The sequence below is a fragment of the Paraeggerthella hominis genome (genome assembly GCF_021044775.1).
In the GTDB taxonomy this organism is placed as follows: Bacteria; Actinomycetota; Coriobacteriia; order Coriobacteriales; family Eggerthellaceae; genus Paraeggerthella; species Paraeggerthella hominis.
Window position 1 is genome coordinate 1 of record NZ_JAJNOQ010000014.1, and the last position, 22,481, is coordinate 22,481.

The following is a 22,481-nucleotide window of genomic DNA, read 5'->3' on the forward strand; positions in this document are numbered from 1 at the left end:
TGGTAGGCGGCACGGACGAACGTCGGGTCCTGCTCGCGGAACACGGACTGCAGGGCCTTGAGCGCCATGGCTTTCCGTCGCTTGTCGGGCATGAGCTTGGCGACGTTGCGTTCGAGATGCACGATGCAGCGCTGCCAGGCAGCACCCAGAAACGTCTCGGCGATGGCGCGCTTGAGTCCTTCATGGGCGTCGGACGTCACGCAGGCCACGCCCTCCACCCCTCGCTCGCGGAGGCCGCCGAGAAAGCAAGACCACGAATCGTACGACTCGGCATCGACGACGTCGATGCCGACGAAACGGCGGCACCCGTCCTCGCCCACGGCGATGGCGGTCACTACGGCCGTGGAGGCGACATGCCCGTCACGGCGGCACTTGAGGTAGGTGGCGTCAAGCCACAGATACGGAAAGCGCATGTCGGCGAACTCGCGGCGTCTCAGTTGCGCCACTTCTTCGTCAAGTGCCGAGCAAATACGGCTGACCTGCTGCGACGACATCTTGTCGACACCGAGGGCATGCGCCACCTTCTCGACCTTGCGGGTAGATACCCCGTTGGCGTACATCTCGGACACGGCGGCCACCACCGCCTTGTCGGTGCGGCTGTAGCGCTCGAGCACGTCTTCTGGGAAATAGCTTCCCATGCGCAGCTTCGGGATGCGCAAGTTGAGGGTGCCGACCGTGGTCACGAGCTTCCGTTCGCGGTACCCGTTGCGGGCGTTGCCGCTATCTGCGCAGGCTTCGCCGGCCTGCACGTCCATGATCTCGTTCAAGGCGGCTTCGACGAGCTGTCGTGTCAATCCGAGGACATCGATGCTTCCGTCGTTGGCGCGGGGTGCTTCGTGGGCTATAGTTGTGTTCATGCGGTCGTCCTGTCTCTAGATTCCCTTGTTTAGGCGCTAGGAATTCTAAAGGACGACCGTTTTCCTATGTCAGACATCTATCCGACTTCAGAAAACCTCTTACACCAACATTTGCGGCACGATCATCGTCGCATGGGTGGCGGCGCGCACGCAGAATCCGTGATTGACCGAATCGTGCACAACGCGGTAACCATCGAGATGGGTGATGTTAACATGCGCGAGCGTTGTAGTAAGAAGATGAGCGCAAGGGAATAATCAAGCCGCACACTTTAGTGCAATTGGGTGCAAACAAATATGAAAGCGTCGGTGCACACCTTCATGGTAGCACCGGCGTTTTTGTGTGCGAATAATCAATCCTGCGAAAGATCCTCGTAATTAGCAAGAGCCTTTCTTTCAATATGATCTCGATATAGACCACATGCGTACAGATACCAAAGCTTGCCCTCGCTGACTTTGTCTCTATTGGCGTTTGTCAAATCCTCTAAATCAATCGCATATTTCTTAACCGGCGAGTACTTACCGCCATGCTTTATCAGCATACGCTCTCTTTGCGCAAAGCTCGTTTCGGTTGTCTTCAGCTTCGTTTTACTGTATGGCGTTTCGAGAAGCAGGTTTATAGGATTGCTTCGCCCGATCGGATTAAGCGTTAAAGGGCTCTGGATGTCTCTCTCACGTTTCTCGTCATATGCGCCGAACTTTACGTCGATATCAGACTGGCAGTACTCACCGCCTTGAGAGGCGTCGAGCACCGGCGAATAAACGACCGTTAAAGTAATTTGGCCGGTGTAGTAACCATCCTTTACTAGAGATGGCGGCATAGGGAAATCCATGATATCGATCTTTTGACCACGCACCAGAGTTCCCCTCAGAACGAGAGTCGCGCTATGCTCGTCATCAGACAGAATCGACTCCATCGAAGAAGGGACACCAAACCCAATCTCTTTAACTTTTTCATCAGCAGGAATCAACGTGTCACCTGGAAAAATGCCGGAGTGGACTATCAGCGCCTTCGTAAGCAAAGGGTCAAATTCATCATCGATTGCGTTTTGTATATTCGCGGCCAGGGAAGCAACTCTCGGAGTGGAAAAGCTAGTGCCCACGTTCAGCGAACCCGAATCATCGTCAACGCCAAATGAGCGAACGTCAGTAGTCGTCATCTTTCCATCCGGAAGGAACCCGACATTCCCACCATAATGCGACACTTCTGGCTTAACGATAAACTCTGGGCCGGGCCCTTTGCGGGAGAATGGCGAGGCGCAGCCCTTCTCGGCCAAATCATACTGCCCTTTTTCATGAGCGACCGAACCGACCGTTATGCATCGAACCGAATCTGCACCAGCATGAAGCCTTCCCTTTATACCGGAACGATCGGGAGAACAATTCCCAGCAGATTTGCAGATTAGAACGCCGTACTCATCTTGTATCTCATCGAGAGCTTGCCCGAAATCTGAAAACGCGTTGTCCTCGATAGGGGTCGCAATGCTTAAAGACAGATTCCATATTTTAATTTTTTCGCAATTTAGCTTGACCGCGCATCTAATTGAGTCGATCAAATCGTCTTCTTCAATGCCGTCAGCGGGAAATACCGCCGCATCAAAGACTTTAGGCTGAAGCCCTCCTACCCAGTGCGCCTGCTGAAGCAAATCGCCATATGAGGCGACACCTGCAACAAAGGTACCATGGGCAGGGTTTATATCTTCTTCGGAAAAAGGCGACCATCGGTTCCCTACTATCCATGGCTTAAGGTGCTTGACGGGGGCAATGCCGCTGTCAAGCACGCCTATTACGGGATAATCGAGGGCCTCATCAGGAGTTGTGACGTCCGGGAGTCCTTCGATATCAGAAAGAGAATCTAGAACTGCGCTATATCTCGGCATAGGTCGAAAAGAGAATAGCGTCTCGGAAGCTGCGCCATCGACAATGGCCTGAGCTTGTATCTGAGAGGCCTTGACGCTATAAACGACAAGCTGGTCTGAATAATGCGCTCGCTTATAGTCTGCACCTATTTCATCAAGGGTTTTCTCGAAAACAGAAACGGCTCTCTGACCGGCTGGTCCAGAAGAGATCAACCTGACCTTAAAGGAATCGCAATTGTCGGGGATTACAACGGTCGGCTCAAAGCGCTTAACAGCACTGATGCATGATATGGCTTGATCGTATTTTTCATAATCTGCGAATCGCGACGCAAGAGAGCAGGCTGAGTCGTCATCGGGAATCTGAAGAAGCAGCTCAGAGGAACCTCGCATCCCAACAACGCTGACGTTGTCACGAGCTCCGTTTTCAAGCATATCGATAACGCAAGATCGCTTTGATTTTGCCGTGTCTCTTCCATCAAGCTCGACTTCTACTACATGCGGAAGCTCTGGATTATGGGAGTCGAAGCTAACGGCAGCGGCAAAGCCAGTGTACAAATCCTCTGCGCGGGAAACTAAGGCATCGCCCTGCAAAACCCATTTCGGCTTGTCGCTGTTTCCGCCACCTTCAACGCGCAAGTTATCATCTGCTCTTTGCTCGAACCTTCTAATAGGCAAGAATTCCTTAGTCATTTTCAGCCTCCTTCTCCCTTACCGTCTTCGACACTTTCTGAATCTGCCTCATTGATAGCGAGGCTTTCTTTTCGATGTCATGCAGAGTGCATCCGCCTTTGATCAGAAACGCAATGTAGTCGTCCTCATCGCTGATGCCGTGGTTTCTCGTTAGGTAAGCTTCTTTCGCAAGCGTAATGACGTCGATCTTGTCATCTCCAGAAAGAGTCGCCGAGCAAAAAGCGTTCTTCACTATTGTGCTTAGGTCAGAAAAGCTGAGCCCCTCGAATAGGGGTAGGTTCTTCCTCTTCAAAGGCGCCGCCATCAATGGATCCACGTTTATCCGAATGTATTCGACGAGCTGATCTTCTCGCGGCATAGGGATTTCGACAACTTTATTGAACCTGCGCCAAACCGCCCTATCTAATAAATCTGGATGATTTGTGGCAGCAATCAAGATGCTTCCTTCGCCGAAGCTGTCAATATTTTGAAGTAGGCTATTAACGACGCGCTTTAATTCCCCGAGCTCGTTCTCGTCGTCCCGGCGCTTTGCCAAAACGTCAAACTCATCAAGGAACAGTACGCAGTCCTGCTTTGCAGCATATTCAAATATCTTTCTAATGTTCTTTGCAGTGCTGCCCAAGAGTGAAGAAACAAGCCCGTCAAGTCGAGCCGTTACCAACGGCAATCCTGTAGTTGCAGCTATATGCTTTGCGATACTGGTTTTTCCGCAACCAGGAGGTCCGTAGAGCAGTACATAATTGCGCGCATCGATTCCACGCTTGAGTAGTACCTCTCTCTTATCATACAACGCGACTATCGTCTCAACCTCATGCCTCACGCTGTCTGCAAGCACTAAATCGAGACTGCCAGGCAGGATAGTCTCCGTATCCACGATGTCCATCCGGCTTTCATGATCGACGGGTTTGTTTGACAGGCCGTCGAGTGAAGCCAGGTTGAATTTTTTGCCAGCTAAAGTCGTTCGGATTCTGCGCGCGAAACGGGCATCCCCTTCTTGCTCCAGATTGTCTGCAAGGGTTCTTGCGTAATTCAAAACTTTCGTTTTGTCGCCAGAAAGGCCGCCTTCGATGATTCTCATCACTTCGGTTTGCATCTTCTTCTCCACTTCAGCGAACGCGCTGTTCAATATGATTGCAAATTTTAGTCGATTATATACGCAATTTAGATGTTTGTATACGCATTATTACGTATATATACAAATATAGCGGTTCATAAACATAACAGCAAGTTATGATGTAATTGCATATTCCATGAACCTTGCATCCGGAAAGTTAGAGCAATTGATGCTGGAAATATGCATAGTAGCAAAGCGTGCGATTATTGGACTGCCTCATTCTTGCAGCCCACAGAGCACAGCAATCAACTACTCGCTTAGACGATGTATGAGGTTGCAAAGCGTTAAGCCGAAGTCAATTAGGAAGTCCTTCTGGGCATCACTTACTTCGGCTCTCTCTTTAAGCGATTCTTTGCTCGAATGCCTAAAGCACTGTACTTTATGTCGAAAGCTTTTGACGACTGCATCAGATACATAATCAAACGCTACTTCCGAATAATCTAACTGAATATATTGCCCATCGTCTTTAAGTAAATACTCTATAAGATTGCCTATCTCTTTAAGCTTCTCATCTTTTTCCATTTGCTCAAAACGCGCGTTTCGCGAAGAAATCAGTTCCATCTTTTTATTAAGCGTTTCACTGATAATCACAGATGACTCTTTATGCACAAAAGTCAGTTCGGAAACAATTTGTCGTCGCGTTGCATACCGGATCGTATTCCCCTCATTAAGACCAAGCGAGAATGCCCTATTCCTTATCTCACCGTAAACAAACGCGACGGGGTCTTTAGGAGGTCTGCTCAATACGTTCGGAAATTCCTTAATAGAATAACCGTGTATGTTCAGATAGTAAGCAACCAAATAAAACCAGCACTGACCCTCAACGGTTGACGGCTCACATTCAGGCTGGCATAAGCCCCGAAACTTTTCTATAGCTTCGTCTTCATCGAAAATATGAAACTGGTAATTGCCGGCCTCACGCGCACCGTCAAAGACATTATGGGTGACATTAACATTCTCGACCAGAGAACGAAATTGATAGTAATAATCGTTCTCCTCTACGTTAGTAAGATAGTATTCCCGCAAATCGATCATATGCATAACCTTCCTGTAGAAACTTCGTTGAAATCCGCTATTCCTTTCCAACCAAAGACGTTTTCGGATACAGAACATAATGCGCATTTCCGACATGCGCGTTCTCGTACACACCCGATTTATGCCTTGAATAAATTACCCATCTAGCTGACTTCGGTACTATTCTCTTCACTAAGTCGATATAAGGCATATCGACCTCGGAAAAGCCAAAGCCCAACACTATTACCTCCTCAACAGCTGCCAGGGATTGAAACCACTGTAGGTTCAAAGCAATTAATGCAGGCACAGGCTTTGTTGTTTGGGAAATGAAGCTACACCTATACTCCTCAAGCTGATCCTCTTCGTAGTAGGGCTGAGGCGGAAGCATTCCTGCATCATCCACGTAAGCATGACCAATTACAAGCTTCTCATCATCGGTCCTACCATGAATATGAAGGACTTTCTTCGGGTTTGCTCCGTATGCTCTTTCGAGCGTGTCCGTATAGTTAAAGGTTAAATAGGCTGTATCTTGAGTATCAAAAACGATACCGTCATCATAGGCCGCAGACGTATCAATTTGCCTAGCCCATTCTTTGAATAGCATTTCGATTTTATTTGGATTGAACTGTTCACGAATAAGAGCCAAGTGAGCATTAAGCGCTGCGCTTTCTTGTTCCCATGCGTAATCTGAATCCTCGTCATAATCAATAACGTTAAAGACATTCCTTCTTAGGACGCCTGGCTCAAGATCACCCAAAGCAGCTTCGAACTCTTTCCAAAGCCCCTGCGGAAGGAGCTCTATCAGCAAATGAAATAACCATGGATCTTTTTGCTCAACATAGGATAAAAAATCCATGTAACCGCTCTTGATTCCATAGTGCAAGTCAAAGCCATTACCGATTATATATAAGCGCTTAACAGCTGATATCTTACTCATCTTAATCCTAGTTGGTAGAACAATACGATTCAAACACGGCGAATCGCCTAGATTAGAGCCTTGGGTTTTCCGTATGCCTTTATAAAACGCTGCTCTGCCTTTTTGTAAACCTCAACTAATGCGTCCTTCTCCTCTGCAATTTCCAAAACAACGATATGGGCGCACTCTTCGATCGGGAATATCTTTATTGGTAGTTCTCTGGCCGATTTCATATTCTCAATCAAAACCGATTCAAGCTCCGAATCGCTGTATCTGAGCTCATTTTGGCAGGTTTTAATATCGTTGAATATGCCTGGCCATAACGCGATTTGCGAGTTGTCGTAAGGGAAATAATACTTCGCATAATTCAGTAGTAGGTCAGGATAGAAGTCATTTCGCGCATCGTTTAAAACATAGTATGCGCTTACTGCCAGCTTATCCAACGCATCCTCAAACTGACCTTGTTCGATAAGAAAACTTGCATAAGTGTTGCAAGAGCTCCTGTAAGATTGATATTGCCCTTTTGATAGATAACCCTCGCATTGCTGGCTCAAGAATTCATGAATAACACTGAGGTATTCGTTTACAGGTTTTGAGCCAATTAGTCTTGCCAATGAATAGATGTCTAAATCGTATCTATCATGTCTATGGATATACAGCACATAGGCATTCTCTGCTACTTCATTTTTGCCAACTTCGGTCAATGCGAAATAACGATCAGGGCAGATACCAATCAATTCATCAGCGGGTATTTCCTCTTTAATCCTTGAAAGTAGCGCTTCTTTCTTTCCTGTCGTGGAAAGCCCGTGCGCCTTGAGTATTTCCTTTAAAACAGCCGCCTTCTCGTTCTGAAGTGAATCAAAAACATCGCCGACGCAGATGAAGCCGCGTTTTTCAAGCGATTCCAAAAGCTTATCGAGGTCTTTGACGCCGTATCTATACCACCAGAATCCCTGATATTTGTTACCTGACGTCTTAAACGAAGGCGCATACGACAACAAGAGAATTTCGTGAGGATATAACCCGTTCGGGGACGGCTTTAGCACCTTGATTTGCTGCGAAGCGGGAATTACATCAAGATTCGTTACTGGCGAAGAAGAGGACGTTGCGTTAATGGAAATATTCGGAATTGCGCCAGACGCTGCCTTGGCATCCCTAGATTTTTTGTTTCTCCCAAAAGAAAACAGTCCCATCGCATTTCCTCTCAACGCGCCTGATAGCTCATGCTGGCAGATGGTTAATGTCTGAATTACAATCTGCCGTCTGGAATGTCATTTCAATATGACAACTTCAATAATGTCTTTAATTATACGCCCGTCTAACAGCCTTTATCATGGGCAACACTGCAAGCAAATCAGCTCAAATCTATCGGTCGTTCGGGTTTGCGGCGGCCTGCGCAATAAGGGCAGTAAGTTTGGCTTGCGGCCGTACGCTGGTATACCGGCATATCGAAGACATGGCCGCACTCCAGCCCCTTCCACCACACTACTTTGCTTGCTGTAGGCAAAACCTCGCTTGGCTTAGCTCCATGGTTGAGGCGCGGATGCCACATATTTGCGATGATTGGGTTCACGGTTTGCAAATCATTAAACCCGGGCCAGCATTTCCTGTTGTTGCAATACGGGCAACCTGGGTCGTGCTTCGGGTCCTGCGTGCGGTAGTTCACCTGCGTCGTCCACTCGTGTCCTAGCTCGCAATGCCACCACAGGCTCTTGCAGGTGTTCGCCATAATCTCGGTTGCCTTCAGTCCACCGTTCTTATCGGGATGAAGCTGGCGTGCGATCTTCGGATGCGTGGTCTTCAAATCGTTAAATCCCTTAAGCACTTTACGATCATTGCAATAAGGGCAGCCATTGTCGTCTTCGCGCGTGCGGTACGCAACAGCCTTGCGCCAAGAATGCCCTTTCTCGCAAACCCACCAAGCGCGATAGCCGCTTCCGCAAGGAACATCCTGCGCCGTCTTATCGCCGTTGCGCACCTTGTCCCATTGCTCCGCAATATCGGGATGGTTGCTTGCGAGGTCGTTATCTCCGACGACGACGCGGTAATTGGAGCACACCGGACAACCGTCGCCGTTGCTGCGAGCAACGACCTGAGCGTCCCATACATGACCGCACTCTCCATGCCACCAAACGCGCTTCGAAGAATTAAAACGTATGTCATGCGGAGTTAGCTTGCCATTTCTCTCGCTATCCCAGTCTGACACAAGCTCAGGATGCACCGTTGCTAAATCATTAAGGCCCCGAAGGAGCTTGCGGTTTGCGCAGTACGGACAGCTATCGTCGATCCTCGGATAGCGCGTCGCGATGTCCTCTTTCCAAACATGACCGCACTCCCCCTTCCACCAGATCCTCTTCTTGGACCAAACGGCGACGTCCTCAAGTCGCAAGCCCTTGTTGAGAGTCGGATGCCACTGCGCGGCGATGTCTGGGCGCTTATGGGCAAGGTCGTTGATCCTCGGAACCACGAAGCCCTGTCGGCCATGGCTGCATTTGGGGCACTTGCGCGAAGATTCCAGCGTGTTGCGCATCGACTCCCTCCACTCGAACCCGCACGTCGGGCAAAGCCACCAGATCTTCTTATGCGAGCGGTCGGACACACTGTTCGGCGTAAGCTCACCGTTCTTCGTCGGGTGCCACATACCGAGCAAAGACGCATCCAAGCACTCCATCGTGTTGAACCCTGGCAGTTGTTCGCCCCAGTTGCAGTAAACGCAGCCGCCCTCGCGATAAACGCGGGGGCGCACGCTCTCCTGCCAGGAATGGCCGCACTCCTCGCTTTTCCACCAAACCATCCTGTAGCTGGCACGCGAAACGTCACCAGGGCCTAGCTCGGCGTTCTTCTCGCTATCCCATTCAGCCAAGATATCCTCATGGTCGAATTTCTCGCACCACTCCATGAACGAGCATCTCAGCCCGACATCGCGCAGGTAATACGCCCATTTCACGCTCGCCTGTCCGCCGACCGGCCACGGCTCAATGTATTCAGGCCTTCCAGCCTGCGCGTCTTTCGCCTCAGCCTCGTTAATCAACCGCTCAAATGGTTCCAGGACGTCTGCATACCCGTTTTCCCTAAGCCAAGAACTCGGAGACTGACGCCATATATGCGTCATGCAGCCGGTCCACAGGTAAACCTGGTGGCAGCTCGTAACCGGCAGGCGGTCTGTATGGAAATGGCGGTTCTTAGACGAATGCCAGAGCTTCGCCAAAACAGGCGCAAGCGTTGCGACGTCGTTGAATCCCGGCAGAACCTTCTGCCCTGAGCAATAGGGACACAGCGCTCCTTTTGCAGAGCCCGTGCGAGCGGAAACCGAAGCACGCCATTCGTGACCGCAGCTTCCCTCCCACCAGAAGATTTGCTTGAAGTCCGGAAACACATGGTCCGGACCGAAAGGATTCCTGTCAGACCACTCTGCGGCGATGCCAGGGAAAAGCGCAGCGAGGCTATTGCGTTCAGGTACCAGGGCAACATTTGCACATGCCAGACAGTCATCGAAAGAGCGCTTTGTTCGCCTTGCCGGAGCCTCGTACCAGGAATAGCCGCAGTCGGGGCAGCGCCACCAAACCTTCTTCTCGCTCCTGCAGACGATGTCATGGGGGCTCAAAGGAGCGTTTCTCTCGGTATCCCACTGCAAAAGCAGCTTCTCATGGCCGAACGTGGCGGCGTATTCGTCCAATGGCATGAACCTGTCGGGTCGAACGCTCGCCAAGCCCTCGAAAGTCTCAAGGCCGTCTTCGCGGCGCTCGTAAGATGCGATGCATTGCTTGGGTTTGCGGGAGAAGACGGTCACCTGCGCATCCGTAACGCGCACGTCGACCCGCTCGGATGCATACCTCTCGGGCACGCCGTAGTAGTTTCCGCGCACCTGTACGGCGCCATCGTATGAGACGCTGCGCTTTTGCCAAGTTGCCGGAGTGTAGCGAACGCTCGGCAGCGCCTGAAGCTCCGCCTGCTCCTCTGCCAAGAAGATCTGTCGCCTGCTGCGGCCAGCGGCATAGCTGAGCGGCCTGTCGTTGTATATCTGCACCAATCGTGCAATCGAATCGTTCAGCTGGTCAATCGACGTGAACGTCATGGCTTCAAGCGTGCCGACAATCGAATTCGCCATGATGCGCACATGCCCCTCGACCGCACCTTTGTCAGTCGGTTGCGCTATGCGCGCAGGAAGAACGATTGTGTTGTAATGGTCGGCCAGGTCTTGGTAGTGGCGGTTGACTTCCTTGTTCTTGCCATGGAACGTGACGCCGGTGGCGAGGTTGTCGATAGCGGTGTAGAGCGGCACGCCGCCGAAGAACTCGAACATGCGCATGTTGTGCTCAAGCCAGCTCTGCATGCCCATATCCAGGCTCGCACGCACAAACGTGTAGTTGCTGTACGGCAGCGTCGCAACGAATAGGAATGCTGGCGTGATACGACCATCGCGCCCGTGGATGGCGAGTTTTCTACCAGCCCAGTCCAATTGCACTTCCTCAGCGGCTACCCAATTGACCAGCATCTTCGGGCGCGAATGCTCGCTTTTCAGCCACTCTCGCAGCTTCGCGCGAAAGGTTTTTTCCGCATATGGTTCCTCGCCCGCTTCTTTTGCATGCGCAAGGTAGATCTCGTAGACAGGCTGCCATTTTTCTGCACTGAGTTTTCCTTTGACCCCTTCGGCGATTCTCATGAAATCAGGCGGCAGCTTGCGGGTCAGGCTCAACGGATCCACCAACTGCTCAAGCTCGTCGTCTGAAAGCTGCGGCGGCACCGACCAGCCGAGCCCGAGCTCAAGCGCACGGATGGATATAGCGTTGACCTTCGGCCCGCCGCACCCGCACAAAAAGCCCACCTTCTCGCAGGTGATGCCCGTCGAGCGCAGTTCTATGATCTCTCGGTATGGATAGCGCGCCATCAGAGATCCCGCCCGTCCATTGCCAAGCGCACGCGCTCGACGCTTACCAATCCGCCTTGCGCGAGCACCGCGCGGCATGCCTCGTCGAGGTTTACCGGATGCGGCTCCCGTGCCAAATCGAGGAGCTCCTTGCAGCGCTTGAAGCCGGTCTGCTCCCGCTTCGCATCGCGCAGCATCAGCTTCATCACGCGGACGCAGCCGACGCCCACCTCGCGGGCGGCAGATAAAAAGCGATCGTCCAGCCTGTTCGCGAACCAGCGGTGGTTTGGTGGCCTATGTTCGGGCAAGGTAACGACGTTGCGTCCTCGCGCCTGGGTCATTTCGTCATGCACGGCGATGAGCTCGCCGCAAGAGTAAGCCGATATGCGGCCGCACTCAAGGCATGCCTGGACATCCGTTTCCGCGTATTGCCAGGGCACGGAGTAACGTGCGCCCGCCATTGCGAAGTGGTAGTCGCCGCCTACGTGCCTGGTCGCCCATTTTCCGTAGCCGTAAGCAACTTTCGGCAATTTCAAGAGCTGCGGCTTCTCGCGCTCGTCGAATATCTGCCTGCGGGATCGCCCGTCTATATAAGGTTCGTCGTTTGCCTGGGCGACCGCGCACGCAATCAGAGCCTCGACCTCGTCAAGGTCTGCAAACGACTCTCCCTTGAGGGCCTTCCTGACATGGCGAAGCACGGCCGAGGAATTGCGCACGTCTTGCGGCTTCGCCATGCGGTTGGAGGTCTTCTCGGTTTTGGGCCTTGCCCCGAAGAGGACCGTCCTGAAGAAGCTCGCGAAAGCCGAAAGCGTCTGGCGCGTGGACTCGCCAGCGTTTTGCATGGACGCGCCCACGAGCGTGCAGTCGGTGATATAGGGAACGCCCCCGAAATGACGGTACGTCCGCTCCGCGCAGCGCATCCATGCATCGCTGTTGCAAGAGCCGCTCAAAGCCACGAACGTGCGATCGCTTACCTCAAGCTGAGCGACGAACAGAAACCACCTTTTCTCGACGCCCTCGATCTCCAAGGTAATCTGCGACCAGTAGGTGCGCAGGTACTCGCCTGGGAACCACTTGGGGCTCTCCCCTTTGATGTTCGCGCGCTTCCACGCAAGCAGCCCGCCGTAAAACGATTGGAAGGAATAAGCCGTCACGCCGCTGCGCTGGCATGCCTGCAAATATTCGGCATAGGCGTATTGGCGTCGGTACTTTCGCTGGGCATCCATCTTCGAGACGAAATAGGCGTAATCAGGGCGCGCGCAGCGAAACCCCGGCTGCGCCTGATGCAGGAACTCGGGAAGAGCCTTGTCCTGATCGATATTCGGAATGCCGCCAGCTTCGGGAGCCGCCTTGCCGTCAACGCCCCCTGCTATCTAAGTGTCTGCAGCTGCCTGGGATTGCTTGATATAGCGGTACAGCGTCGCGCGGCTCAAGCCCGTCGCCTCGCAGATCTCGGACGTGCGGTACTGTCCGCTCGCATGCATCGCCAGCGCATCGTTTATCGCATCGGTATCCGCTTTCGGACGCCCGCCCGAATGGCCCGCTGGAGCCTCGACGGAGGCGAGCAGCTTCACATGTTCGAGAAACCCCGCGTCATCACCTGTTGAGTCGATGCCCTCGTCAAGCGCAATGAATGCCAGATTCGCATCTTGGATAGCCATGAGGCTCGATGCCACGGTCGACATCGACTTGCCCAAGGACTTGAGCGATTCGACGACAACAATGTCACCTTCTTGTATGTTAGTCAAAAGACTCTTGAGGCTTCCCTGACAGACTCGCTCGCACCCGGCTCGCCCAAGACGCGATTCCGATTCCCTTGATAAGGCCTTCTTGCCTGCATAACCGACACGCATGACATCAAATCCAACCTTTCGGGTTCGCATTTAAGTATGACGGAATTCTACCGCAAGGAGCTTACGCCCGGTCGAAGGCATCGGAGGTTCGCCGCCGCTCAGAGCAATGAACCTGCCGAACTTCCCTTGTGCCCAGGAAAACCATCGCATCTGACGAGCTTGACTGCCGGGATATCCGTGCATCTTTGACACCAAGCACCACGCAGCAAAGACACATCGATTTCCTCAGGCCACGTGCAGGATTCAGTACGAAGGCGGCGATGAGGGCACGACGCCCCTCGCGAGCAGCCAAGGAATGTCCATGTAAGCCAGTACACCCAATCGCAATTGCATCGAAGACGCGGAAAAGGAGCTACCATGTGCGCATTGACGCCTTCACGTTGACGTTTCCAGATGGCGCACCTAAGACGGCAGCACCCACTGAGGCGACCTCTTGAACTCTGCAGGCTCATCGAGGACCCGGCTCTTCGCGCAAGGGCCGCAAAAACTTTTTGCCTGAATTTCCCAAGAGCCATGAATCAAAAACTCAAGCGCTCCGCGTTTTGGCTTTCCCCCTTGCACTTGGCCGGAACCCCGATGGCATGCGAGCCACAAGGTTCGCCCACAGGGGGCAAGCCGACAATCTTAGGAGGTCATCTTATGGAAACCACATTCAACGAAAAGGCAATGCGCGGCATCAACAGGTTCCTTGAGAACCGCGGCTTAGAGGTTCTCGCACAGGATTGGGCGCATGGCTCCGACCACATGGACTTCGTGGCACGCGAGGACGATGAGCTCGTCTTCATCACCACCACCATCCGTACCGACGCCACCCAGGGCATGGGGCCTGAGGAAATCGACCGCGACTCCGCAGAACGCGTGGCGCTCGCATGGCTCAAAGACCACGTCGAATCCCCCGAAGGCGCCATCCGCTTTGATGTCATCACGATGGTCATCCTGAGCGACCACAAGGCGCTCTTGCGACATCACCGTAACTGCTTGGCTAGCGGCGACCTCCTCTAGCCGCCCATCACCCGGCCTGCCCGCAGCACCTTGCGGGCAGGTTGCGGCATTTACTCAGACAATGCGAACCCGAAAGGTTGGAACCTAATCATGAACGAGATTTTCGACTATGCAGGCAAGAAGGTCCTTTGCTTCGAAGGCGCGGGAGCCGTGCCGCGCGGCGAGGTAGAGAACTGCCGCATCCGCACCGCTTTCTCCAACGACGAAGGCAAGCGCTTCTACCTGGAAATCCTGGGCTTCGAGCGCAACGGGCACCGCTGGTGCGAAGCGAACTCACCCAGGGACTGGGCGCACGTCGGATACATCGACTTCGCCTACGAGATCACCGATGGCGACGACGATGACTGCAATTGCCACAGCTGCGACTGCGAACGCAACTGCTGCATTGAATATACCTACAAAGGAATCCTCGATTTCGTGAACGACGAGTTCGGTTGCAGCTTCGATATCATCCACGTCGCAGGCAGTCTCGACGGCTACCACGTCTTCCCAGAACATCGCGGGTATAAGGCCTACAACTTCGGCGATGAATTCGAATACTCCGATGAAATCGTCTGCCGTGCCCTTTCAATCCGCCGTCACATCGAGCAGAAAGACGACAGCAAGGCGAGCACCTGGAACGACGACGGCATCTTGCACGCCCGCTATTACTCGGGAGACAAGCGCGGCCAGCACTGGATCTACATGCTCGACCAGCTTTGCTGGAAAGACGGCATACTTCTCAATCCCTAATCGCTCGACATCAGGGGATGCAGTGCGCATCCCCTGAGATTTTTCCGGGGCTTCTCGCCCCGGGCCCATCGGCAGAGGCGACGCCCCTGCACCCCGTATCTCGTTTCCACGTTTAGACGAAAAGCACACCTTGCCATTCAAGCCTTGCATGGAACCTGCTCCTACTGGCAAGGGCCGCGATGCTTTTCACGATTCTTTACGCTTTGAAGCAATGTCTGACCACCATGCGCAAACACCGCTTCGCTATCGGGAAAACCACCGGCTCCCGCCTTCGCTTTACCCCCTTGCCAAGGAGCAGAACCCATGCGCGCCCGTGCTTGCGCACGGGCTATCCGGCGTTCATCAAGGTGCAGCTTGATTGAAGGGCATCTGGATCGATTTCCATTCAAGGGCATTTGATTCAGCTTCGATCTTGCGCGGGGTATCCATTGCCCGCAGAAGTTGCCTTGTATTACGAGGGTATTGCAATCGCTGGGACACCGTGTCCCAGCCAACCGGCGCGGCTAGCGCGCCAGAAGGAGGCTTTGACTATGGAAGTCTACGCAGTGAGCAATTACAAGGGCGGCGTGGGAAAGACCACGACCGCCGTCAACCTGGCGACCCTTTGGGCAGCGCAGGGGAAGCGGACGCTGATCATCGATTTGGATCCGCAGGCGTCCGCAACCGACTTCTTCGGTTTGTACGAGCAGGCCGAGGCGACCGAGCGCAGCAGCATCGGGCTGCTCTATGCAGACATGCCCGTGGAGCAGGCTGCCCACAAGACCGAGATCGCCAACCTCGACTGCATTCCGTCCACCATCGGGCTCATCGACCAAAACGAGCTCGTGCTGCGCGAGCAGAGGCTCAAGTTCGCGCTCGACGACGCGCAGGGAGACTACGACGCCGTGGTCATCGACTGCTCGCCGAACATGAAGCGGCTCGCCTTCAACGCGTATCTCGCCTGCGCCGGGCGCGGAAGCGTCATCGTGCCGGTGAAGCTCGATGCGACCGTCATGCGCGGAACCGCGCTCACGGTATCGGCTATCCGCTCGATTGCCAACGCGCTGCGCATGCCGGTTCCCGACTACCGCATCCTGCGCACCATCGTGCCCGGGCGCATGACCAACGCCGAGAAGACCGGAGCCGCCGTGCTCGACAAGTTCTTCCCCAAAGAGCAGCTAGAAACCGTCATCCACCAATCGACGAAGGTTGCAGAAGGCAGCTGGCAGTGGCAGGCAGTAACCGCATTCGAGCCGTCGAGCAGGCCAGCAAAGGACTACGCCGCGCTCGCGCGCGAGCTTGAAACCATCACCGCTCGCGAAAGGAGCTAGGACCATGAACATGCAGAAGTATTTGGAGGAATGCAAGCAAGTGGACGTCGCCAACGTCGACCCTGACACGCTGCGCGATTTGGGCGACGTGGTAATCGACCCGGCGCTCGACGACGAGGCGCGCCTTTTGAGCTTCATCGAGCAGATTGGCAACCCGTACTGCTACAAGTCCGACGGGTTGGTGGTGAAGTTGTCCTTTGCCAACGAGTGCTCGCTTGAGGATGCATTAGCCCACTACATCACCATGCGCTCCCTCGATGACGTTAAGGAAGGCGATGCGGCATGAGCAACGCAGATCAGATTGCGAAGGGCTTCTCTATCAGCGGCCTTTTAGACGAACGCGCGCAAGTGCGCGAGCGCTACCCCATCGAAGAGGTGGAAGTGGCAGCCGTTACAGACAGTCCCGCGAACATCGCCTACTCCATGGATGCAGACGCCATAGCGCGCCTTGCGGCATCGATCGAGCGCGAAGGGCTCACCGACATCCCGCTTGCCCGTCGCCTGGAGGACGGCAGTCTTGAGATGATCAGCGGCCACCGGCGCAAGGCGGCATTCGCCCTTCTGTCGAAACGCGACGAAAAGTTTGCCAAGATGCCGTGCCGCATCATGGACGGCATCGACGACAAGCAGGCGGAGGTTTTGCTGCATACGGCGAACTACCACAACAGGCAGCTGAGCGTGATGGAGCGCGCGGCCGCATCCGCCGCCCTCGGCGAGGAAGTCGAGCGTTTGCGTGAGGACAACCCGGAGCTTGCAGGCGTTCGCAGCGAGGACATCAAGGCGGCCATCATCACCGAGCAGACAGGCAAGAAGATCTCGGGCAAGACCATCCAGCGCCAGGAAGCGCGGGCCCGCAAAGCCTCTGCTCTGGCCCCGCAGTGGCAGGCCGAAATCGAGCGCGCAGCCGTTCCCGACAAGGCAATCGATGTGCTCGCGAAGATGGATGAAGGTAAGCAGCATCGTGCTTTCGAGGCCTTCGAAGAGGGACGTCCCGACGCCAAATCCACGGTCGCGTTCCTCAAGAATTTCGAGTGCTCCCCAGAGGTCGAGGCAGACTTGCGGCTCGTGAAAGCGCGTGCGTTTCTCGATGCATTTGCTGCCGGCAATCACGCTCCAAACGAAGCAGACAAGGAGGCAATCGCTGACATAGTGCGCCTTGCAAGCCAGCTTGCCTCGGTTCGCTGACCCGTCAGGGAGTCCGGCTCGGAGCCTGGACTCCCTCTCTAAGCAAGCTACCTATTACGTAATACATACGTAATACAGCGCTTGCTTTCGGGCTTGCCCGGCAGCTTTCTGCCGCCGTCAAGGCATGTACGCCGTGGGTGTCACCCAAGGCGTGCATGCATCCGAAAAGCAGCCCGCACAGCCAACACCGCATAGATGCGGCGCAGGCCTGGCGGACTGCCATACGGGGGATTCCCCGTGCCCCTATTAAAACAAGAAGTGCCGGGCGCTATGCGCTTTTCGGCACCTGAGAGAAAGGAACTTCCATGTCCTACCAATACACCTACTCCTGCCGCCTCGACGCCGATGACAAGTCTCGGTTCTACGATGGCGCGAAGCGCTTCGACCTCTCCCCGTCCGAGTACCTGCGCTACCTGATCCGCCTCCCAAACGAGTTCCATGACGGCGAGGCCGACGGACCCGTCGTTGTGCTCGACCGCAAGTCCGTCTCGGGCATCCGCCGCGAGATCGTCCGCTGGGGCCATCACTACAACCAGGCCGTGCATGCGCTCAACACCTTGGCGCTTGCCACCCGCAAGCGCGGCGAGCTCGACATCGAGTACTTCACCGTCACCCTCGACAAGGTCTCGGAGGAGCTCGATATCGTCGAGGCCGGACGGCAGGACGTGACCACGGCGCTCATGGAGCTCGTCGCCCTGCCGAAGGTCGGCGACTAGCCATGCCGGTGCTTAAACCGATTGCCGGGCATACGTCGGTCAAGGGCGTGCGCGACTATCTGATTCACGATGGCCGCGCACTCGCCCAGGACTTCCTGAACATGTCATGGGACGATCTTGAAATGGAATCTGCTGAAGAGGGTTTCAAGGAAACGTTTGACTGGGCCGAGGAGATGGATGCGACGCGCGAGGCTTTCGGAAACGACGAGAGCTGGCACGGCCTGCGGGCGCGCACCTACATGCACTACGTCTTGTCGCCAGACCCGGAAGACAGGGTTTCCTTAGAGCAGCTGCGCGATCTGTCGAAGGCATGGGCGCATGAGAACTTCCCGCACCACGAGGTCGCCATCGTCTACCACGAAGACAACGAGTCCGCCATACCGCATGCTCATATCGTCGTGAACAACACCGACATCGAGTCGGGCTACCGGCTGCAGGTGCCGAAGCCTCGCGTGCTCTACAAGTCGCTTCAGAACCTCGCCAAGGAAAGAGGTTTGTCGTTTTTCGCCGACGAGAAGCCGACGGATGCGCCCAGCGACGGATTCGCTGCCTTCTCGGCAAAGCGGAGCTCGCGCGTGGCCCAGCCGCGCAGCAAGCAGGAAGTCTATATGCGGCGTGCGGAAACCGAGCTTTCCGACAAAGGCGAATACTCCTGGGTGGCCGACATCCGCAGCCGCATGGAAGTTGCGCGCAGCCTTGCCTCAAGCGTCGGTGAGTTCCAGCAGATCGCATCGATTCTGGGCATCGAGGTCCAGCCCAACTCCGCCAAGGCGAAAAGGCCCGATTGGATATTCGTCATCGCAGATCATCCCACCTGGAAGATCTCGGGCGAGAACCTCGGGCTCTCATATGGACGGACCGCGCTTGAGGCCAGGTTCGCACGTGCCGAAGCTGGCGTTACAGAAGTTGACCGAGCGAAATCCATTCTCGGCCAGGCAATGGACTTCATCGAGATTGAGGACTACGAGCAGCTCACCGTGATTGCTCGTGCTGTAGGCGTCAACTCAAGGTTCGGCATTATGTGCCTCGACGATTACCAAAGGCGCATCGAGGGCATCGAGGCGAAGCTCGAATCAGCGGAATTGCCCGCACAGGCCGCCAAGCTGTCGCGCTCCCTCGATGCGCTGAGGTCGGCTCAGAAGGTCAGCATCGAGAAGGGTCTGCTTCCCGAGCACAGGCCAGCAAGCACGAGAAGGCATGACGACGATGACGATTATCACCGCGACGGCAACGAGAACAGCAGGCGCACGCGCAACCGCGCCCAAAGCGCACGCGAACGCGTTGAACGCAACAAGCACAGGTAGGAGCAGAGATGAACATACAGATTTTTTACGACAACGGGCGCATAGACGAGTTCGATACCGAGAACTTCACGCTGCCCCAACCCTACGAAGGGGCGAACATGCTCACCAACTTCGAGGTGCGCTTCGACAAGCTGGGAACCGAGAGCCTTTGGCTCCATGCGCATTACTACGATGCCAATCCCGCCTACATTCAGGAAAACCCACCTGGCGAGATACCGGTCGCACGCAGGAAGATGGGCTGGAGGTTCCTACTCGTCGATCATCGCGAGATAGACCAGGTGGCGCGCATCGTCGTCGACGGCGAGAACGCAGGTTGGCGGCAAGGCGGCATGTTCGTCAACGGCATCCGCTTCACGCAGACCGCACGCGCATGCTGCCCGCTCAAGGATTCGGCTTCGCTCAACGCACGCGCAGTAGCGCTTCATGACTATCTAGCCAAGGCGCACAAGGAGCTTGCCAGTGACGAAGAAGCACTCTGCTCGATGTTCGGCTTCAGCGCCCAGGCGTATATGAACGTATGCCGCGAAGAAGCGGCGCAGCCCAAGAAGGACCAAGCTGCGCAGGACGCCAAGCCAGAAGTAAACGACAAGAGCTGGATCGACCAAGTTAAGGAGGAGAAGGGGAAATGAGAATCGTACTAGGTTTCTTCAAATGGCTGTTCAAGGCCGTTTTCCGCATCTTTATGTAAGGAGATATGACACCATGAAGATCAAAGATAAATGCGTTGCAGCCAAGACGTATGTTTTGAAGCATAAGAAAGCTAGCATCGGCATAATTGCCGGAGCGAGCATTGTGTTGCTGATAGTACTTGTGCTTTGCCTTTGCAATTGCTCGGGCAATAACGAAGCTGCAGGAAACATCACCGACCAAGATCCTATAGGCGATATCACGTTTGCTCTTGGCTTCAACAAAGATGGCAACCAGGAAGAGGCCACATCGGACAATTCTGAAGAAAACGTTTCTGATGGCGAGGTTTCAAACGAGCAAACAAATTCGAATAATGCACCTCAAGAAGGACAGCAAGCACAGCAAAGCCCTGAAACGGCTTCTGAGACTCCTAAATCCTCAGCAGGTAATACAACCACCGACAACGGCAGTGATTCTTCGCAATCAACCCCTCCAGCTGCGCAAGAACCTGCCAAGAAATGGGTTGTGGATTACAAGAAAGTTTGGGTTGAGGATTCAGCAGCCTGGACCGAATCACTGCCGATTTATGGGCGCGAGGAAATAAGCGTCTGCAACATCTGCGGAGCCACAATTACAGGTAATGAATCAGTGCATGGCAAAGCGCATATGCTTGCGGGTGAAGGGTCTGGCCATCACACCGAAACAACCAAGGTGATAACTGGCTACGACTCCGTATATCACGAGGCAACAGGCCATTATGAAACCGTCGAAAACGGTGGCCACTGGGAATAATATATAGAAACGCAGCCGATTCTCTCTGTTGGAGGATCGGCTGCGCATAGGTTTAAGCATGAAGAAATTTGGATATTACTGGCTTTCCAAAACACTGAACCACATATAAGAAGGAATCCTTAATCCAGCTTCAGTCTGAGCGAATGCCTTAGGGTGTACGATGTATGACTGCCCTACACGCTTATTAAAACGCTTCTTAAAACTATCGTAGGAACTTGTGGTGTAGTTCGTGGAGGATTTAACCTCAACGGGATCAATCTTGAAATTCGTTACTCCCCCAGATGACAACAAGAAGTCTACCTCAATATCGTTCCGGTGCTTTTCTTCGGAATAATGCGTATAGAAGAACAGCTTTCGACCAGAGGCTACCGTAGCCTGAGCAATCAGGTTTTCGTGCAACATGCCTTCGTTCAAGGATAAATTGCCGGCCAGAATCTTTCGATACAGTTCCTGCGAGCTTATCTCGTTTTCTGAAAAGGCAAGGCTTACCAACAGCCCCGTATCTGCCATATAGCACTTAACGCTCGAATCATCCAAGGTTAAAGCGAGCCCGGTATTCGGGTTCGTGCTCTTAAAGCAAAGATTGCACATCATGGAATCTTCAAGCCAGAATAAAGGATCGTCATAACGGTTGAATTCACCGTTGTCGTCAATTTTGCTTAAAACGATTTTCTTATCATGCGTGGAAAGGTAGCCAGGGATATATTCGAAAAGCGCAGAGACTTTTGAACGATATTGTTGCGCAATCTTGTTAATATCCTCGCGATACAAGCCAAGAATCTGGCGCTTAGCGCGGTCGGCGGCTTCGAAGTCAAGGTTACCTTCAAAGTATGCCACTACGCTTTGCGGCATACCACCTACCAGCATATACTCACGCACCAGATGCGTTGCTCGTTTATGAAAGCGATCAATCAGAGGTTGTTTTTGCTTATAGCATTCGCGAATATAATCAAGTAATTGCTCTTCTTGGGCAGCTAGAAGAAACTCAGGGAATGTAAGAGGATGCATCTTGAGCTTCTCCTCTTCAGACGGGATGACGATGTTTTTAACATTTTCATGAATCGATATCAATGAGCCCGTTTCAAGGTAATCATAGCGACCATCGGCAACAAGATATTTAATTGCCTGACGTGCTTGTGGAAACATCTGAACCTCATCAAAGATGATGAGTGATTCCCGCTCGTAGAGCTTGACCCCATATTCGATGGAAATCGTTTGGAAGAACCTATCGAGGTCCAATAGGTTTTCACTAAAGTTATCTTTGATCGTTTTTGAGGCGAGGGCAAAGTCGACCAAGGCAAAGGACTTGTAATTTTCTTGACCGAATTTCTTTGCAATCGTAGATTTACCAATACGACGTGCGCCTTCTATCAATAATGCAGTTGAACCGCTTGAACGGGATTTCCACTCGAGCAATTTACTGTAAATGCTTCTCTGAAGTTCCATATCTACTCCTATGCAGCAATACTAATTCAGCAGTGCGCAAAGTATTATATCGCAATATTGCGGAAGTGCGCAAAGTACGACATAGCCAAATTTGCGGCAGTGCGCAGGGTGTGCCAAACGCAAAAGGCCGTAGCCTGGCGCTTGCGCGCTGGGCCACGGCCTCATTGTTTGACTAGCGCAAGGCTAGTCGATGCCTAACT

Annotated in this window: 20 protein-coding genes; 10 read left to right on the forward strand and 10 right to left on the reverse strand. The window is 53.7% G+C overall.

From position 1 onward, the window contains the following. On the reverse strand, positions 1–857 hold an 857-nt coding region (locus tag LQE90_RS11560), incomplete at its 3' end, for an IS256 family transposase (protein WP_216529893.1). A 66-nt stretch (positions 858–923) separates the two neighbouring features. Here LQE90_RS11560 and LQE90_RS11565 point away from each other — a divergent pair. Continuing rightward, complete coding sequence (locus tag LQE90_RS11565; RefSeq protein ID WP_216529894.1) at positions 924–1,112, forward strand: hypothetical protein; 189 nt, start codon at positions 924–926, stop codon at positions 1,110–1,112. Positions 1,113–1,207: 95 nt separating this feature from the next. Here LQE90_RS11565 and LQE90_RS11570 read toward each other — a convergent pair whose 3' ends face one another. The 8 genes from LQE90_RS11570 to LQE90_RS11605 all read right to left on the reverse strand — a co-directional run bounded on the left by LQE90_RS11570 (position 1,208) and on the right by LQE90_RS11605 (position 13,197). Then, positions 1,208–3,403 carry a S8 family peptidase gene (locus LQE90_RS11570; RefSeq protein WP_216529895.1) on the reverse strand — a complete coding sequence of 732 codons (2,196 nt, stop codon included), beginning with the start codon at positions 3,401–3,403 and terminating at the stop codon, positions 1,208–1,210. Further along, on the reverse strand, positions 3,396–4,496 hold the full coding sequence (locus tag LQE90_RS11575) for an AAA family ATPase (protein ID WP_216529896.1): 1,101 nt from the start codon (positions 4,494–4,496) through the stop codon (positions 3,396–3,398). The genes LQE90_RS11570 and LQE90_RS11575 overlap by 8 nt, the downstream gene beginning before the upstream one ends. A 270-nt stretch (positions 4,497–4,766) precedes the next feature. Then, complete coding sequence (locus tag LQE90_RS11580; protein WP_216529897.1) at positions 4,767–5,552, reverse strand: hypothetical protein; 786 nt, start codon at positions 5,550–5,552, stop codon at positions 4,767–4,769. Between the two features lie 37 nt (positions 5,553–5,589). Then, the gene (locus LQE90_RS11585) at positions 5,590–6,468 is read right to left on the reverse strand and encodes a bacteriophage abortive infection AbiH family protein (protein WP_216529898.1); all 879 of its coding nucleotides are present in this window, start codon (positions 6,466–6,468) and stop codon (positions 5,590–5,592) included. Between the two features lie 47 nt (positions 6,469–6,515). Then, positions 6,516–7,640 (reverse strand): SAP domain-containing protein, encoded by a 1,125-nt coding sequence (locus tag LQE90_RS11590; protein ID WP_216529899.1) that lies wholly within the window; start codon positions 7,638–7,640, stop codon positions 6,516–6,518. Between the two features lie 161 nt (positions 7,641–7,801). Then, positions 7,802–11,335: an IS21 family transposase gene (gene istA / locus LQE90_RS11595; RefSeq protein ID WP_216529900.1), complete on the reverse strand. Its 3,534-nt coding sequence runs from the start codon at positions 11,333–11,335 to the stop codon at positions 7,802–7,804. Continuing rightward, the gene (locus LQE90_RS11600) at positions 11,335–12,468 is read right to left on the reverse strand and encodes a Mu transposase domain-containing protein (protein WP_216529901.1); all 1,134 of its coding nucleotides are present in this window, start codon (positions 12,466–12,468) and stop codon (positions 11,335–11,337) included. Before LQE90_RS11600 ends, istA begins: the two co-directional genes overlap by 1 nt. 219 nt (positions 12,469–12,687) lie before the next feature. After that, positions 12,688–13,197 carry a helix-turn-helix domain-containing protein gene (locus tag LQE90_RS11605; protein WP_369412415.1) on the reverse strand — a complete coding sequence of 170 codons (510 nt, stop codon included), beginning with the start codon at positions 13,195–13,197 and terminating at the stop codon, positions 12,688–12,690. A 609-nt stretch (positions 13,198–13,806) separates the two neighbouring features. Between LQE90_RS11605 and LQE90_RS11610 the strand changes: the two genes are divergently transcribed. The 9 genes from LQE90_RS11610 (at position 13,807) to LQE90_RS11650 (ending at position 20,835) form a co-directional block, all read left to right on the forward strand. Beyond that, complete coding sequence (locus tag LQE90_RS11610) at positions 13,807–14,169, forward strand: YraN family protein (RefSeq protein ID WP_216529903.1); 363 nt, start codon at positions 13,807–13,809, stop codon at positions 14,167–14,169. A 90-nt stretch (positions 14,170–14,259) separates the two neighbouring features. Next, entirely contained in the window at positions 14,260–14,901 is a 642-nt protein-coding gene (locus LQE90_RS11615; protein ID WP_216529904.1) for a hypothetical protein, read from the forward strand. A 530-nt stretch (positions 14,902–15,431) separates the two neighbouring features. Continuing rightward, a complete protein-coding gene (locus LQE90_RS11620; protein WP_216529905.1) occupies positions 15,432–16,211 on the forward strand; it encodes a ParA family protein in 780 nt (259 codons plus the stop codon). Between the two features lie 4 nt (positions 16,212–16,215). Continuing rightward, a complete protein-coding gene (locus LQE90_RS11625; protein WP_216529906.1) occupies positions 16,216–16,497 on the forward strand; it encodes a DUF6870 family protein in 282 nt (93 codons plus the stop codon). After that, positions 16,494–17,396, forward strand: a complete 903-nt coding sequence (locus LQE90_RS11630) for a ParB/RepB/Spo0J family partition protein (protein ID WP_216529907.1) — start codon at positions 16,494–16,496, stop codon at positions 17,394–17,396. The genes LQE90_RS11625 and LQE90_RS11630 overlap by 4 nt, the downstream gene beginning before the upstream one ends. A 305-nt stretch (positions 17,397–17,701) precedes the next feature. Next, entirely contained in the window at positions 17,702–18,112 is a 411-nt protein-coding gene (locus LQE90_RS11635; protein WP_216529908.1) for a hypothetical protein, read from the forward strand. A 2-nt stretch (positions 18,113–18,114) separates the two neighbouring features. Next, on the forward strand, positions 18,115–19,416 hold the full coding sequence (locus LQE90_RS11640; RefSeq protein WP_216529909.1) for a relaxase/mobilization nuclease domain-containing protein: 1,302 nt from the start codon (positions 18,115–18,117) through the stop codon (positions 19,414–19,416). Positions 19,417–19,424: 8 nt separating this feature from the next. Further along, positions 19,425–20,045, forward strand: a complete 621-nt coding sequence (locus LQE90_RS11645; RefSeq protein WP_216529910.1) for a hypothetical protein — start codon at positions 19,425–19,427, stop codon at positions 20,043–20,045. Positions 20,046–20,118: 73 nt separating this feature from the next. Next, on the forward strand, positions 20,119–20,835 hold the full coding sequence (locus tag LQE90_RS11650; protein ID WP_216529911.1) for a hypothetical protein: 717 nt from the start codon (positions 20,119–20,121) through the stop codon (positions 20,833–20,835). A 75-nt stretch (positions 20,836–20,910) separates the two neighbouring features. Here the strand turns inward: LQE90_RS11650 and LQE90_RS11655 are convergent, their stop codons facing one another. Then, positions 20,911–22,281, reverse strand: a complete 1,371-nt coding sequence (locus LQE90_RS11655; protein ID WP_216529912.1) for an ATP-binding protein — start codon at positions 22,279–22,281, stop codon at positions 20,911–20,913. Between the last annotated feature and the right edge of the window lie 200 nt (positions 22,282–22,481).

Bases quoted from the DNA above. Each gene is read 5' to 3' on its own strand.
- LQE90_RS11565 (WP_216529894.1), top strand. From the start codon at position 924: ATGTCAGACATCTATCCGACTTCAGAAAACCTCTTACACCAACATTTG.
- LQE90_RS11570 (WP_216529895.1), bottom strand. From the start codon at position 3,403: ATGACTAAGGAATTCTTGCCTATTAGAAGGTTCGAGCAAAGAGCAGAT.
- LQE90_RS11575 (WP_216529896.1), bottom strand. From the start codon at position 4,496: ATGCAAACCGAAGTGATGAGAATCATCGAAGGCGGCCTTTCTGGCGAC.
- LQE90_RS11580 (WP_216529897.1), bottom strand. From the start codon at position 5,552: ATGATCGATTTGCGGGAATACTATCTTACTAACGTAGAGGAGAACGAT.
- LQE90_RS11585 (WP_216529898.1), bottom strand. From the start codon at position 6,468: ATGAGTAAGATATCAGCTGTTAAGCGCTTATATATAATCGGTAATGGC.
- LQE90_RS11590 (WP_216529899.1), bottom strand. From the start codon at position 7,640: ATGGGACTGTTTTCTTTTGGGAGAAACAAAAAATCTAGGGATGCCAAG.
- istA (WP_216529900.1), bottom strand. From the start codon at position 11,335: ATGGCGCGCTATCCATACCGAGAGATCATAGAACTGCGCTCGACGGGC.
- LQE90_RS11605 (WP_369412415.1), bottom strand. From the start codon at position 13,197: ATGCGAACCCGAAAGGTTGGATTTGATGTCATGCGTGTCGGTTATGCA.
- LQE90_RS11610 (WP_216529903.1), top strand. From the start codon at position 13,807: ATGGAAACCACATTCAACGAAAAGGCAATGCGCGGCATCAACAGGTTC.
- LQE90_RS11615 (WP_216529904.1), top strand. From the start codon at position 14,260: ATGAACGAGATTTTCGACTATGCAGGCAAGAAGGTCCTTTGCTTCGAA.
- LQE90_RS11620 (WP_216529905.1), top strand. From the start codon at position 15,432: ATGGAAGTCTACGCAGTGAGCAATTACAAGGGCGGCGTGGGAAAGACC.
- LQE90_RS11625 (WP_216529906.1), top strand. From the start codon at position 16,216: ATGAACATGCAGAAGTATTTGGAGGAATGCAAGCAAGTGGACGTCGCC.
- LQE90_RS11630 (WP_216529907.1), top strand. From the start codon at position 16,494: ATGAGCAACGCAGATCAGATTGCGAAGGGCTTCTCTATCAGCGGCCTT.
- LQE90_RS11635 (WP_216529908.1), top strand. From the start codon at position 17,702: ATGTCCTACCAATACACCTACTCCTGCCGCCTCGACGCCGATGACAAG.
- LQE90_RS11640 (WP_216529909.1), top strand. From the start codon at position 18,115: ATGCCGGTGCTTAAACCGATTGCCGGGCATACGTCGGTCAAGGGCGTG.
- LQE90_RS11645 (WP_216529910.1), top strand. From the start codon at position 19,425: ATGAACATACAGATTTTTTACGACAACGGGCGCATAGACGAGTTCGAT.
- LQE90_RS11650 (WP_216529911.1), top strand. From the start codon at position 20,119: ATGAAGATCAAAGATAAATGCGTTGCAGCCAAGACGTATGTTTTGAAG.
- LQE90_RS11655 (WP_216529912.1), bottom strand. From the start codon at position 22,281: ATGGAACTTCAGAGAAGCATTTACAGTAAATTGCTCGAGTGGAAATCC.